The organism is Vibrio sp. 10N.261.45.E2 (assembly GCF_002875705.1).
GTDB lineage: Bacteria > Pseudomonadota > Gammaproteobacteria > Enterobacterales > Vibrionaceae > Vibrio.
The window spans coordinates 1,025-15,178 of record NZ_MCZZ01000121.1; the positions used below are offsets into that span (position 1 = coordinate 1,025).

General features: G+C 44.6%; 12 protein-coding genes. 10 read left to right on the forward strand and 2 right to left on the reverse strand.

Annotated features, from left to right (window positions below):
• The first annotated feature begins 176 nt into the window (after positions 1-176).
• Complete coding sequence (locus BCT34_RS10865) at positions 177-1,223, forward strand: lactonase family protein (protein WP_076654610.1); 1,047 nt, start codon at positions 177-179, stop codon at positions 1,221-1,223.
• A gap of 68 nt (positions 1,224-1,291) precedes the next feature.
• Here the strand turns inward: BCT34_RS10865 and BCT34_RS10870 are convergent, their stop codons facing one another.
• Positions 1,292-2,467, reverse strand: coding sequence for a 2-octaprenyl-3-methyl-6-methoxy-1,4-benzoquinol hydroxylase (locus tag BCT34_RS10870; RefSeq protein WP_076654611.1), 1,176 nt, complete (start codon positions 2,465-2,467; stop codon positions 1,292-1,294).
• A gap of 308 nt (positions 2,468-2,775) precedes the next feature.
• Here BCT34_RS10870 and miaB point away from each other — a divergent pair, with 308 nt between their 5' ends.
• The 5 genes from miaB (at position 2,776) to lnt (ending at position 8,509) form a co-directional block, all read left to right on the forward strand.
• Positions 2,776-4,200: a tRNA (N6-isopentenyl adenosine(37)-C2)-methylthiotransferase MiaB gene (miaB, locus tag BCT34_RS10875; RefSeq protein ID WP_076654612.1), complete on the forward strand. Its 1,425-nt coding sequence runs from the start codon at positions 2,776-2,778 to the stop codon at positions 4,198-4,200.
• 164 nt (positions 4,201-4,364) lie between these two features.
• The gene (locus tag BCT34_RS10880) at positions 4,365-5,486 is read left to right on the forward strand and encodes a PhoH family protein (RefSeq protein ID WP_076654613.1); all 1,122 of its coding nucleotides are present in this window, start codon (positions 4,365-4,367) and stop codon (positions 5,484-5,486) included.
• Positions 5,487-5,948 carry an rRNA maturation RNase YbeY gene (gene ybeY, locus BCT34_RS10885; protein WP_076654614.1) on the forward strand — a complete coding sequence of 154 codons (462 nt, stop codon included), beginning with the start codon at positions 5,487-5,489 and terminating at the stop codon, positions 5,946-5,948.
• A gap of 120 nt (positions 5,949-6,068) precedes the next feature.
• A complete protein-coding gene (corC, locus tag BCT34_RS10890) occupies positions 6,069-6,959 on the forward strand; it encodes a CNNM family magnesium/cobalt transport protein CorC (RefSeq protein WP_017631907.1) in 891 nt (296 codons plus the stop codon).
• 32 nt (positions 6,960-6,991) lie between these two features.
• Complete coding sequence (lnt, locus tag BCT34_RS10895) at positions 6,992-8,509, forward strand: apolipoprotein N-acyltransferase (RefSeq protein ID WP_076654615.1); 1,518 nt, start codon at positions 6,992-6,994, stop codon at positions 8,507-8,509.
• Between the two features lie 91 nt (positions 8,510-8,600).
• Here the strand turns inward: lnt and BCT34_RS10900 are convergent, their stop codons facing one another.
• Entirely contained in the window at positions 8,601-9,071 is a 471-nt protein-coding gene (locus BCT34_RS10900) for a zinc ribbon-containing protein (RefSeq protein ID WP_017062329.1), read from the reverse strand.
• 263 nt (positions 9,072-9,334) lie between these two features.
• Between BCT34_RS10900 and leuS the strand changes: the two genes are divergently transcribed.
• The 4 genes from leuS (at position 9,335) to rsfS (ending at position 14,151) form a co-directional block, all read left to right on the forward strand.
• A complete protein-coding gene (gene leuS / locus BCT34_RS10905; protein WP_076654616.1) occupies positions 9,335-11,911 on the forward strand; it encodes a leucine--tRNA ligase in 2,577 nt (858 codons plus the stop codon).
• A 166-nt stretch (positions 11,912-12,077) separates the two neighbouring features.
• Positions 12,078-12,731, forward strand: coding sequence for an LPS assembly lipoprotein LptE (gene lptE / locus BCT34_RS10910; RefSeq protein ID WP_076654617.1), 654 nt, complete (start codon positions 12,078-12,080; stop codon positions 12,729-12,731).
• Positions 12,732-12,743: 12 nt separating this feature from the next.
• Complete coding sequence (holA, locus tag BCT34_RS10915) at positions 12,744-13,769, forward strand: DNA polymerase III subunit delta (RefSeq protein WP_076654618.1); 1,026 nt, start codon at positions 12,744-12,746, stop codon at positions 13,767-13,769.
• Between the two features lie 64 nt (positions 13,770-13,833).
• On the forward strand, positions 13,834-14,151 hold the full coding sequence (gene rsfS / locus BCT34_RS10920) for a ribosome silencing factor (RefSeq protein ID WP_004735247.1): 318 nt from the start codon (positions 13,834-13,836) through the stop codon (positions 14,149-14,151).
• Positions 14,152-14,154 lie beyond the last annotated feature (3 nt).

Below are 14,154 nucleotides of genomic sequence, written 5' to 3' on the forward strand. Positions count from 1 at the left end.
AGTCTCTCCGACCGCACCATCATTAAATAGAACCCAGCTTTTAGCTGGGTTTTGTTTTATCTGGAATATGCAAATCTGCTAGCTAAGTCACCAAGTATTCCCTTCTATAACCTCACTTTTAATACGATTTTATAAGACAATGTCAGCTCCATTTTCTAATTGAGTATGACGAGCCTATGAAAACCCTCCCCTTAACAATCGGTTGCTACACGGATACGCCAAGTAAAAGCCAAGGTGTTTATCAAACTCAGTTAGATCTAGAAACTGGAAAACTATTACCTCTTGAGCTGATAACCAAATGTACTAACCCCTCTTTTGTTACTGTGACAAAGGCTGGCATCTATACTGCCTCTGAAGTTAATCAGCAAAAACAGCCACAGCTAATTCATATACCTAGTGTTGATTCAGAGTTAACGTCAAATGGAAGCCTCATATCTGGAGATCACCCCTGTCATGTCGCGATAGATCCAAACAATAGATTTGCTATTACGTCGCAATACTCATCAGGCACGTTCGATATATTTAGCTTAAGTATCAATGGCAGCATCGATAAGAGACTCAAAACAATCAAGATGGTTGGTTCAGGGCCGAACAAAGAGAGGCAAACGAGCCCACACGCTCATCAATGTCTATTCTTAAAAAACTCACCACAATTTGTCACCGTCGACCTTGGCGCTGATCGAATCAACTTCTATTGTTTTGATGAAGAGCAGGAAGAGTTCCTTGATGAGGCAATGCAATCTATTAAAGTGCCAGCCGGCAATGGACCTCGCCATATAATCTTTAACAAAGCTGAAGACAAAGCCTATTTAGTCTGTGAACTCTCTGAAACATTACTGATTTTGGAAAAGGTTTTAGGTATTTGGAATGTAATAGAAGAAATTGATGCATTACCTAATATGGAAAAGGGTGAGGCCGCTGCTGCCATTAAGCTATCGCCTGATGAGCAATTCCTTTATGTGTCATGTCGACACCAATCAAGAATCAGCAGCTTCAAAGTCGGCTCTGAAACTCAAAAACTGACTTTCATTGATAGCTACGACACTAAAGGCAAATTCCCAAGAGACTTCCATATAACTAACGATGGACAATGGCTTATTGCCGCCAACCAACACTCTAGCAACGTCACCTCCTTCAAGCGAGATAGTGAGGATGGATCTTTGGTTTATACAGGGTACTCTTTAGAGATCGATGCACCAGTTTGCGTTACGCAGCAGTTATAACATTCATACCATACAAAAAAGGAGAGCATCAGCTCTCCTTCTCTACATAAATAACCAGAACGACTAAATTAAAGGCCCAGCGCGTATTTCAATACTTGATCTTTAATCGGCCCTGAGTTCTCTGCTAATTTTAGCGCGGCATTACGTACAAACTTTAGTGGGCCAATGTCGTTACTGAATGTCTTGTAGAAGAAATCCATGCCACTCTGCATCATGAGGTTGTCACCTCTTCTCATCACTTCATAGCATCTTGCCACAGACTGATTCAGCTCTCCTTTCTCTTTGGTCACATCCAATAGAGCGGAAACATCTTTAAAGCCTAAGTTTACGCCCTGTCCTGCTAATGGGTTGATCGTGTGGGCCGAGTCGCCAACTAGAATGCAGTTGTTCTTAGCGTAAGATTGCGCATGACGTCGAGTGAGAGGGAACGAACCAGAATTGAGGACTTTGATGTCACCTAACTCTTTAGGGAAGTGAGTAAGTACTTCGTTACGCAGTTTTTCAGGGGACATTGCTGACAATTGCTTAATACGAGATGGCGAGTCATACCAAACCAATGACCCCTGCCCGACTTCTTGACCGTCTGAGGTTAAAGAGCACAAAGGCAAAAATGAACGAGGGCCACTTGGTAAAAATTGCTGCCAAGTAATATCTTGTTGAGGTTGTTCTGTTTCGACGTTGATCAGCATACAGTGTTGTCGATAATCCCAAGCCGTAATGCCAATTCCAGCTTGTTGGCGAACGGCTGAGTTCGCCCCATCAGCACCAACCACCCACTTCGCGGATAACTCAACCCCTGATTGAAGCTTAACGATATTGGTTTCACCAAACTCAATCTCATCGAGCTTTTCTGGACATAACAGCGCGAGATTGTCGTAGGCATCAAATTGAGACCATAAACCTAATTGAATGAGTCTGTTCTCTACGATATAGCCCAAACGAGGGAGATTCAGTGATGCAGCATCAAACCGAGTACGACATTCTAGGTGCTCCCACGTCTCTAGACGCTTATAAGAACACACTCGCATCGCCTCAATACTTTGCCATGCACCAAGCTCTTCAAGCAAATCGACCGATGCTTGAGAGATCGCAGACACACGAATGTCCATCGCTTGCGACTCATCAAAAGCTTGTGGGGCGAAACCGTCGATCACCGCAACACTCAACCCTTGCTTTGCAAAACCAATTGCTGTTGCTGCGCCAACCATGCCGCCACCGACTACTACAATATCGTAACTGTTCATATTTTATACTTATCAGTTTGATTCTTTGACTGTTTTTGATTGTACTTTTTCATAACTAACTTGTAACCAAAAACCGTATTCGAAAAAAGGGTTATCCCTTATGGCATATGGTGTTAACGATAATAAAAACCACTACATAAGAGATTTGTTCAGACTACTAGTCAGTCGGTTTTGAAACCAGTACAATACGCCGCTTGCCGCTAGGGCCTGTCATAAAATTGAATACCGAATTATGACAAACATTGCTAGCGGATGAATAATGGGCGATTTGCTCCCTTAAATTAAACTAACGATCGAGCGAACATATAATGAGTAAGAAACTGCTAATTAAAACTTGGGGCTGTCAGATGAATGAATACGATTCATCAAAAATGGCCGACCTGCTTAACGCTGCAAATGGCTACGAGCTAACTGAAGTACCTGAGGAAGCAGACGTACTACTTTTGAATACTTGTTCTATCCGCGAAAAAGCGCAAGAGAAAGTATTCCATCAGCTTGGTCGTTGGAAAACGCTTAAAGATAAAAAAGAAGGTGTGGTGATCGGTGTGGGTGGCTGTGTAGCGACTCAGGAAGGTGATCACATTCGTCAACGTGCACCGTATGTCGACGTAATCTTTGGCCCACAAACACTGCACCGTTTGCCAGAGATGATTAAGTCATCACTGTCTAACGAAAAGCCAGTAATGGACATCTCTTTCCCTGAAATCGAAAAGTTCGATAACCTGCCAGAGCCAAGAGCTGAAGGTGCTACGGCATTCGTTTCTATCATGGAAGGTTGTTCTAAATACTGTACTTACTGCGTTGTACCATACACGCGTGGTGAAGAAGTTAGCCGTCCAATGGACGATGTGCTATTCGAAGTTGCTCAACTTGCAGAGCAAGGCGTACGTGAAGTTAACCTACTGGGGCAAAACGTAAACGCATACCGCGGTCCAACACACGAAGGCGACATCTGTTCATTCGCAGAACTGCTTCGTCTTGTTGCTTCTATCGATGGTATCGACCGTATTCGTTTCACAACGAGCCACCCGCTTGAGTTTGGTGACGACATCATTGAAGTTTACAAAGACACACCTGAACTAGTGAGCTTCCTTCACCTACCAGTACAAAGTGGCAGTGACCGTATTCTTACTATGATGAAGCGTCCACACACGGCTATCGAGTACAAATCTATTATCCGTAAATTGCGTAAAGCTCGTCCTGATATTCAAATCAGCTCAGACTTTATCGTTGGCTTCCCTGGTGAGTCTAAGCAAGACTTCCAAGATACAATGAAGCTAATCAAAGAAGTTGATTTCGATATGAGCTTCAGCTTTGTTTTCTCTCCTCGCCCAGGTACGCCAGCGGCAGATTACCCATGTGATGTACCAGCACAAGAGAAGAAAGATCGTCTATACGAGTTGCAACAAACGGTAAACACTCAAGCTATGCGTTTCTCTCGCCTAATGTTAGGTACAGAACAACGTATCCTTGTTGAGGGGCCATCAAGAAAGAACCTAATGGAGCTTCGCGGCCGCACTGAAAACAGCCGTGTTGTGAACTTCGAAGGTTCTGCTGATCTCATCGGCCAGTTCGTAGATGTGAAGATCACTGAGGTTTACACTAACTCATTACGTGGTGAACTAGTTCGTACAGAAAAAGACATGGGTCTACGCGTTGTAATGACTCCAGCAGAAATGATGGAAAAAACAAAACGTGAAGACGAGCTAGGTGTAGCGACATTTACGCCATAGGCAATACAACTGTTTGAGCACAAAGCGCAAACACAAAGCTTGAAATTACCTAACTAAGTGACCATCTTAGAAATAGGGACATCACCATCAGAAGCCCGGTCTAAATCGGGCTTTTTGCTCTTTGTTCATTGAAAAGAGTGAGTGGCACAAAATGAGAGGCTAATTTGAGCAATAAAATCGTTACCTTAGAGATAAATCTAGAGCCAGCAGACAACAAGCGCTTGGCAAGTTTGTGCGGACCATTTGACGACAACATCAAGCACCTTGAGCGTCGTCTGGGCGTCGAGATTAATTACCGTAGCAACTTTTTCACGATTGTCGGTAAGCCTCACACGACAGCCGCCGCTTTAGACATCATCAAACACCTCTATGTTGAAACGGCTCCAGTTAAAGGCAACATAATCGATATCGAACCAGAACAAGTACATCTGGCGATCACCGAATCTGGCATTTTGGAGCAACACGTCGAGTCTGAAATTGACTACGGCAAAGAAGTGACCATTAAGACTAAAAAAGGCGTTATCAAACCTCGTACACCAAACCAAGCGCAATATCTAATGAACATGGTTACCCATGACATCACATTTGGTATTGGGCCTGCAGGTACAGGTAAAACATACTTAGCCGTTGCGGCAGCAGTTGATGCACTTGAGCGCCAAGAAGTTCGCAGAATCTTACTGACACGCCCTGCGGTTGAAGCTGGTGAGAAGCTTGGTTTTTTACCTGGTGATTTAAGCCAGAAAGTAGACCCGTACTTGCGCCCACTTTACGATGCACTGTTTGAAATGCTGGGCTTTGAGCGTGTTGAGAAACTGATTGAGCGCAATGTAATCGAAGTGGCTCCACTGGCTTACATGCGTGGCCGTACGCTGAATGATGCGTTTATCATTCTTGATGAAAGCCAAAACACCACGGTTGAGCAGATGAAAATGTTCCTGACCCGTATTGGTTTCAACTCTCGCGCGGTAATCACGGGTGATATCACTCAAATCGATTTACCTCGTGGTGCGAAATCTGGCCTGCGTCATGCGACAGAAGTACTTAGCGAAGTGGATGACATAAGCTTTAACTTCTTTATGTCTGAGGACGTGGTTCGTCACCCTGTTGTTGCTCGTATCGTTAATGCTTACGAGAAATGGGAAGCAAAAGACCAGCAAGAGCGCAAAGAGTTTGAGAAGCGTAAACGTGAAGAGCGTGAAGCAAAACTTCTTGAGACTCAGCAGGCCGTTACGACACAATTAGCAACACAAAATAGTTCTGTAATTCCAGAACAAGGTGATAAATAGATGTCTATTGAACTAGACCTACAATTAGCGGTCGAAAATGAACAAGGTCTTCCAACAGAGCAGGATATTCAGCTGTGGTTGGATAAGACAATACCTCAGTTTCAAAAGAACGCTGAGCTTACTATCCGTATCGTAGATACAGAGGAAAGCCACCAGCTGAATCATGAATATCGTGGTAAAGACAAGCCAACTAACGTGTTGTCTTTTCCATTCGAGGCTCCACCAGGGATCGAGATAGATCTTCTTGGCGACCTCATTATCTGTCGCCAAGTTGTCGAAAAAGAAGCAGAAGAGCAAAGTAAGCTTCTGCTAGCACACTGGGCTCATATGGTTGTACATGGCAGTCTGCATCTGCTAGGTTATGATCATATCGAAGATGATGAAGCTGAAGAGATGGAGTCACTCGAGACAGAAATCATGCAAGCTATGGGGTTTGAAGACCCTTACATTCTAGAAAAGTAAATCGATTCTAGTTAAGTAGGTTGCAGAGAAACAATGACTCATCGAACCTGTGATTCTCGTAGGAATCTGAGTTATAACGTGTGCTATCACACTTCTGATAGCGTTATTTTTTGAGAAATCATGAACGAAGGTAACCCCCCCACTTCTGAGGGAAGTAAAAAATCTGAAGGTCCGAGTAGAAAGTCCTTCTTTGAACGCCTAGGCCAACTATTTCAAGGCGAGGTAAAAGACCGCCAAGAGCTCGTAGATGTAATCCGCGACTCAGAAATTAACGACCTAATTGACCACGACACACGCGACATGCTCGAGGGTGTTATGGAAATTTCAGAGATGCGAGTACGCGATATCATGCTGCCTCGCTCTCAAATGGTTACAGTTGAACGCACCGATGATTTAGATACATTGATTGCGCTTATTACTGATGCTCAGCACTCTCGCTACCCAGTGATCAGTGAAGACAAAGACCATGTTGAAGGCATTCTGTTAGCGAAGGACCTACTTAAATACTTGGGTTCAGACAGTGCTCCATTCGACATTGAACAAGTGATTCGCCCTGTTGTGGTGGTTCCTGAAAGTAAGCGTGTTGATCGCCTGCTTAAGGAATTCCAAGAAGAGCGCTACCACATGTCTATCGTTGTCGATGAGTTTGGCGGTGTTTCAGGCCTGGTAACCATTGAAGATATCCTCGAAGAAATCGTTGGTGAAATTGAAGACGAGTTCGACGATGAAGAAGAGCTAGATATTCGTAAGCTGAGCAAGCATACCTTCTCTGTAAAAGCTTTAACCACTATTGAAGAGTTCAACGATACATTTAACACTGCCTTTAGTGACGATGAAGTGGATACGGTTGGTGGCATGGTTATGACAGCACTCGGTCACTTGCCGGTTCGTGGCGAAATTGTAGAAATCGAAAACTACCATTTCAAAATAACATCAGCAGATAACCGTCGAGTAATTCAGCTACAGGTAACCATTCCTGACGAGCAGCCTCTTCCGACTATCGAAGAATAACAACTTCTCTCTAAAGAGATGACAGAAATTAGATGACTAAGACTTTTATTCATCGCCTATTACGGCCGCTTGCGGCCGTTTTTGTTGGCGCTATAACCACCCTTTCATTCGCTCCATACTCTATATGGCCTCTTGCTATTCTCAGCCCAGCTTTGTTGCTGTTACTGATTCACAACCGCTCTCCTAAGAATGCGCTTTGGATTGGCTACGCATGGGGTTTAGGCCAATTCACGACAGGTATCAGCTGGGTATACGTCAGTATTAATGGCTTTGGTGGCATGCCACTGGCAGCTAACCTATTTTTGATGGCACTGCTTGTTGGTTACCTAGCTGTTTATTCAGGTCTATTTACCTGGAGTTTGAACAAGTTCTTCCCGACCAATAATCTCAGTCGTTTTTTCCTCGCAGCTCCAGCTTTGTGGTTAATCAGTGATTGGCTACGTGGATGGGTAATGACGGGTTTCCCTTGGTTATGGCTAGGCTACAGTCAAATCGATTCTCCGCTAGGGTCTTTCGCACCAATTGGCGGCGTAGAGTTAGTGACTCTGGCAATCATTGTTTCAGCTTCTGCGCTAGCTTATACGATCATCAATAAAGCTTGGAGTGTCGCCGTCATCCCTGCCGTTGTATTTAGCGCAGGTTTTGGTATTCGAAATATCGACTGGGTGACACCAAACCCTGACAAAACAACGTCAATAGTATTGATTCAAGGCAACGTCGACCAAGACAGCAAGTGGCTACCAAGTCATCGCTGGCCGACTATGATGAAATACACCGACCTGAGCAGAGAAAATTGGGAGGCGGATATAATCATCTGGCCAGAGGCCGCGATTCCTGCGTTTGAGGTAGAGATTCCTTCTTTCCTGCGTAACTTAGACAGAGCAGCCAAGATGAACAGCAGCTCGATCATCACTGGTGTGCTTAATCAGTCTGCTGATAAGAAATACTACAACAGTGTTCTTTCCCTAGGCGTGAACCCATACGGTGAGTACAGTTACGATCCCGACGAACGCTACCATAAACATCACCTATTACCGTTTGGTGAGTTTGTGCCGTTTGAAGAGATCTTACGCCCATTAGCCCCTTTCTTTAACCTGCCAATGTCATCATTTAGCCGTGGCGACTTTGTTCAACCAAACATCGTAGCAAATGGTCGTCATCTAGCGCCTGCGTTGTGTTACGAGATCATCTTTAATGATCAAGTGAGACAGAACGTGACCGATGAGACTGACTTTATCCTCACGCTCTCTAACGATGCGTGGTTTGGTCGTTCTATTGGCCCGTTACAGCATATGGAAATCGCGCAAATGCGTGCTCTGGAGCTTGGTAAGCCGCTGATTCGCTCTACCAACAATGGTGTGACGGCAGTTACCGATTACAAAGGTAATATAATCAAGCAAGTCCCTCAGTTTGAAACGGCCGTATTAAAAGCGGAGCTCATTTCAACGGATGGTCAAACGCCTTATCACACAGTTGGTACATGGCCTCTGTACATCTGGACTATGCTCAGCTTGGCAATTGGCTGGGTTATAAGAAAACCAAAAAGCTAAATTCGACGAAAAGTGAATTGAGGGTTGACTGATCGGGTCAACCCTTTTTTATGACTGCGGTTTAAAATGGATAACGGTATGGTTCGGGAGCTTAAGGCTTAAGGGCCTTACGGCTAAATCCTTTAGACCCACACTTGATGCATGGAATGATATTGGTTGGGTGGTTATATTCGGTTTGATGACCACACTCGTCACACACTAACGTTCCTAAGCCAATGACTTCACCCGCTTGATACAAGCCTTGGTGTTCTAGGTCTTGGAACAGTTCAACCCACTCCACCTTAGTGCGATCAGTAATATCCAACAGCCCTTGCCAAATAGAGTCTGCAATCATCAAATAGAATGGACCGCTTTTACTCTCTTCATAGCTTTCGGAAAACTCTTTTAAGTCCGACTTCACGTAGGCAGAGATCAATGAAAGCTCATCTTTTGTCATATCATTAGCTGCTTTCGCAAACTTGCCCGACGTTTCGATTTTGTTGTTGAGCTCTTCAGGACTATGCTTCAGCGTTTCAATCACCTCTTCGACGACTTCTTCATAGAGTGCTTTTTTCTTCGGCATAACAACCTCCTTAAGATAACCAACCTTTTAGTGAGCAAACGGATGCGCTGCAATGCACTCCCGCTTACAAACAAATGCAATTCATACTCTTAAGTATAGTTGCCCTGCGAAATTCAGTAAAAATTACACAATCTACTAGGCAGCAACTGCAAGTATGAAGGGTATAACTATTGTTGTACTCAGCTCCTTTAGGTATTCTATGACGATCTGTAAGATTCTGTTCTAACCGAACTCACAAATTCCAAGATAACCGGATACCATCGATGCAAGAACAATATAACCCGCAAGAGATTGAACAAAAGGTTCAACAACACTGGGATAACAGCGAGACTTTCGTTGTAAGTGAAGACCCAAACAAAGAAAAATTCTACTGTCTTTCTATGTTCCCGTACCCAAGTGGCCGACTGCACATGGGTCACGTGCGTAACTACACCATCGGTGATGTGGTATCTCGTTTCCAACGTCTACAAGGCAAAAACGTAATGCAGCCAATTGGTTGGGATGCATTCGGCCTACCTGCAGAAAACGCAGCTGTTAAGAACAACACAGCGCCTGCACCATGGACTTACGAAAACATTGAGTACATGAAGAACCAGCTTAAACTTCTAGGCTTTGGTTACGACTGGAACCGTGAATTCGCAACGTGTACTCCAGAGTACTACCGTTGGGAGCAAGAGTTCTTCACTAAGCTTTACGAAAAAGGCCTGGTTTACAAGAAGACATCTTCTGTTAACTGGTGTCCAAACGACCAAACGGTACTTGCAAACGAGCAAGTAGAAGACGGCTGCTGTTGGCGTTGTGATACTCCAGTAGAGCAAAAGAAAATCCCACAGTGGTTCATTAAGATCACTGAGTACGCTCAAGAGCTACTAGACGATCTAGATAACCTTGAAGGTTGGCCTGAAATGGTTAAGACCATGCAGCGCAACTGGATCGGTCGCTCTGAAGGTGTTGAGCTATCTTTCGCTGTTAACGGTGAAGAAGCGCCGCTGGAAGTTTACACAACTCGTCCAGATACGCTGATGGGTGTGTCTTACGTTGGTATCGCTGCAGGTCACCCACTTGCAGAGAAAGCCGCTAAGAACAACCCTGAGCTTGCAGCATTCGTTGAAGAGTGTCGTAACACCAAGGTTGCTGAAGCAGAACTTGCAACGATGGAAAAGAAAGGTATGGATACTGGCCTAACAGCTATCCACCCTCTTAACGGTCGTGTTGTTCCTGTTTACGTAGCAAACTTCGTACTTATGGATTACGGCACAGGTGCGGTAATGGCGGTTCCAGCTCACGATCAACGTGACTACGAATTCGCAACTAAGTACGGCATCGACATTATCCCAGTAATCAAACCTGAAGACGGTTCTGAGCTGGATGTTTCTGAAGCGGCTTACACAGAGAAAGGCGTACTGTTCGACTCTGGTGAATTTGATGGTCTTGCTTTCCAAGAAGCATTCGATGCAATTGCTGCGAAGCTTGAAGCTGAAGGCAAAGGTAAGAAGACAGTAAACTTCCGTCTACGTGACTGGGGTGTATCTCGTCAGCGTTACTGGGGTGCTCCAATCCCAATGGTAACGACTGAAGATGGTGAAGTTCACCCAGTACCAGCAGACCAACTGCCAGTTATTCTTCCAGAAGACGTGGTAATGGATGGCGTAACTAGCCCAATCAAGGCAGACAAGTCTTGGGCAGAAACAACATTTAACGGCGAACCTGCTCTACGTGAAACAGACACGTTTGATACGTTCATGGAGTCTTCTTGGTACTATGCTCGTTACTGTTCACCACAAGCTGACGACATCCTAGATCCAGAAAAAGCGAACTACTGGCTACCAGTAGATCAGTACATCGGTGGTATCGAGCACGCTTGTATGCACCTACTGTACTCTCGTTTCTTCCACAAATTGCTACGTGATGCTGGTTACGTAACGTCTGACGAACCGTTCAAGCAACTTCTATGTCAAGGCATGGTTCTAGCTGACGCATTCTTCCACACGAATGAGAAAGGCACGAAAGAGTGGATTGCTCCAACTGACGTGACTATCGATCGTGACGGTAAAGGCCGTATCGAAAAAGCTGTCGACAACCAAGGCCGCGAAGTTGAACACTCAGGCATGATCAAAATGTCTAAGTCAAAAAACAACGGTATCGACCCACAAGAGATGGTAGACAAGTACGGTGCTGACACAGTACGTCTATTCATGATGTTTGCATCACCTGCAGACATGACTCTTGAATGGCAAGAGTCTGGTGTTGAAGGCGCAAACCGTTTCCTTAAACGTGTTTGGAAACTGGTTCACGCTCACTCTTCTAAAGGTGCTGCTGAGTCTGTTGATGCTTCTGTGCTATCTGGCGACCAAAAAGCACTTCGCCGTGACATCCACAAGACGATCGCGAAAGTAACGGACGATATCGGCCGTCGCCAAACGTTCAACACGGCAATCGCTGCAATCATGGAGCTGATGAACAAACTAGCTAAAGCACCTCAAGAATCTGTACAAGACCGTGCAATCCTTGATGAAGCGCTAAAAGCTGTGGTTCGCATGCTTTACCCAATGACTCCACACATCTCTTACGAAATGTGGATTGCTCTTGGCGAATCAGACGTTGACTCTGCAACATGGCCAACATTTGACGAGAAAGCGCTGATTGAAGATGAGAAGACTATCGTTGTCATGATCAACGGCAAGCTACGTGCGAAACTAACCGTTGCTGCCGATGCAACAGAAGAGCAAGTTCGTGAGCTTGGTCTAAACGATGAGAATGCTAAGAAGTTCCTAGATGGCTTAACGATTCGTAAAGTTATCTTCGTACCTGGTAAGCTTCTAAACATCGTTGCTAACTAAGCAGCTGCAGACTAAAACGAACTTTATTCGTTTTTAGCAGTCTCTAGACAGGGTAATTAAATTACCCTGTCTACTTATTTAAACGCTTTACTTTCAGTGACTAAGCTCACACCAACAAAATAGAGCCTTTAAATAAGTATTCTACCTTCATGAGAGCCATCAAATAATGCGCCTGATTTCACTATCTTCATTGAAAGTTACTATTGTTGTTTTAGCCGTTAGCCTGTTAAGTGCCTGTGGTTTCCACCTACGTGGTGATTACTCCGTGCCAGAAGAACTCAACAAGATCTCCGTAACCAGTTATGACCAATACAGTACGTTTACACGTATGATGAAAGGTCAGCTGCGCATGAATGATGTAGAAATCGTGCCACCGGCTGAAAATACCCCTAACCTACACATTATTAGTGAGAGCGTTGGTGAGCGAACTCTGTCTCTATACCAAAACACTCGTGCAGCAGAAAAAGAGCTGACATTCCGCGCTTCATATCGCGTAACTATCCCTAAAATTGGCTCCAAAACATTCTCTACTAGCGTAACCCGTAGTTACCTAGATAACCCACTGACAGCACTTGCGAAATCGGTTGAGCGCGACATGATCGAAGATGAAATGCGTAAACTGGCAACAAGTCAAATTCTTCGTCAAATGGCTCGTCTTAAAGCTAATATTGCCGCTGATAGTATGGATCTAGAGGCTATGGAACACGTTCAAGTGAAAGAACTCGAAAAGCAATACAACATCAAGAATGTTGAAGTTGAAGACGTAGAGATCGCGCCCGCTTCAGAAGAACAATCAACACATAGCGAATCGGCTGAGTAATAGGTTCATTTGATGCGTATTTTTGCTGACCGCTTATCAGAGCAACTTGCTAAACAGTTGAGTAATGTTTACCTCATTTTTGGTAACGAGCCTCTACTGCTGCAAGAGAGCCGCGAAGCGATTCAAAAGGCTGCAAAACAACAAGGCTTTGAAGAACGTCACCGCTTTGCGATTGATAGCAGTCTTGACTGGAATCAAGTCTACGATTGCACTCAAGCGCTGAGCTTATTCTCTAGCCGTCAGGTCATCGAGCTTGAACTGCCAGAGTCAGGGGTCAATGCTGCAATAGCAAAAGAGTTACTGGCGATCTCAGAGCATATCCATAGTGATATCCTGTTGATATTGATAGGCACTAAGCTCACTAAAGCTCAAGAAAGCGCTAAGTGGTTTAAGGCACTTTCGAATCAGGGTCACTGGGTCAGTTGCCTAACGCCAGATATCAGTCGATTACCTCAGTTTGTCCAAGCGCGTTGCCGTCAAATCGGTTTAACGCCAGATCCTGAGGCGATTCAAATGTTGGCGCAGTGGCACGAGGGTAATCTATTTGCTCTCACTCAAAGCCTTGAAAAACTGGCACTTCAGTACCCAGATGGAAAACTGACTTTGGTACGCTTAGAAGAGTCGCTGAGCCGCCATAACCACTTTACGCCATTCCACTGGAGTGATGCGTTATTAGCTGGCAAAGGAAACCGAGCACAAAGAATCCTACGTCAGCTAGAAGCCGAAGGTGTCGAGCCCGTCATTTTATTGCGTAGCATACAACGTGAGCTCGCTTTGCTGTTGCAAATGCAGCAACAAATGAAACAAATGCCGATTGGTCAGGTCTTCGACAAACACCGTATCTGGCAGTCTAAAAAACCACTTTATAACGCCGCGCTAACAAGAGTTTCGATTTCTCAATTACACTCTTTGTTCGCGTTGCTCACTCAAGCTGAATTGATGACAAAAACTCAATATGAGCAGTCGCCTTGGCCACTAATTCATCAGTTAAGCGTAGAGTTTTGTATCCCTTCAGCTTCAATACCATTTCACGCATAAAAGCGTGGTATATTCTAGGGTCGACAGCCCCTAAAAAGCTAAATTCAGATTAAAGGAACACCCCGTGTTACGTGAAGAACTAAAAGATTTTCTTGCAGACAAAGCCGACGACATGAAAGCAGAATCGATTGTGACTATCGATGTAGAAGGCAAATCAAGCGTTACTGATTACATGATTGTTTGTACTGGTACCTCGAAGCGTCATGTTGCTTCGATTGCACAGCATGTTGCAGATGAAGTACGTAAAGCAGGCATGCAGCCACTAGGCATGGACGGTCAGCAAGAAGGTGAATGGGTTGTTCTAGATATGGGCACAAGCATGCTTCACGTTATGCAAGAAGAACACCGTGAACTGTACCAACTAGAAAAACTTTGGGGCTAAGCT

Coding starts and splice junctions, on each gene's coding strand:
- lptE (WP_076654617.1), top strand. CDS start 12,078: ATGCGCCTGATTTCACTATCTTCATTGAAAGTTACTATTGTTGTTTTA.
- holA (WP_076654618.1), top strand. CDS start 12,744: ATGCGTATTTTTGCTGACCGCTTATCAGAGCAACTTGCTAAACAGTTG.
- BCT34_RS10900 (WP_017062329.1), bottom strand. CDS start 9,071: ATGCCGAAGAAAAAAGCACTCTATGAAGAAGTCGTCGAAGAGGTGATT.
- corC (WP_017631907.1), top strand. CDS start 6,069: ATGAACGAAGGTAACCCCCCCACTTCTGAGGGAAGTAAAAAATCTGAA.
- lnt (WP_076654615.1), top strand. CDS start 6,992: ATGACTAAGACTTTTATTCATCGCCTATTACGGCCGCTTGCGGCCGTT.
- ybeY (WP_076654614.1), top strand. CDS start 5,487: ATGTCTATTGAACTAGACCTACAATTAGCGGTCGAAAATGAACAAGGT.
- BCT34_RS10865 (WP_076654610.1), top strand. CDS start 177: ATGAAAACCCTCCCCTTAACAATCGGTTGCTACACGGATACGCCAAGT.
- miaB (WP_076654612.1), top strand. CDS start 2,776: ATGAGTAAGAAACTGCTAATTAAAACTTGGGGCTGTCAGATGAATGAA.
- leuS (WP_076654616.1), top strand. CDS start 9,335: ATGCAAGAACAATATAACCCGCAAGAGATTGAACAAAAGGTTCAACAA.
- BCT34_RS10870 (WP_076654611.1), bottom strand. CDS start 2,467: ATGAACAGTTACGATATTGTAGTAGTCGGTGGCGGCATGGTTGGCGCA.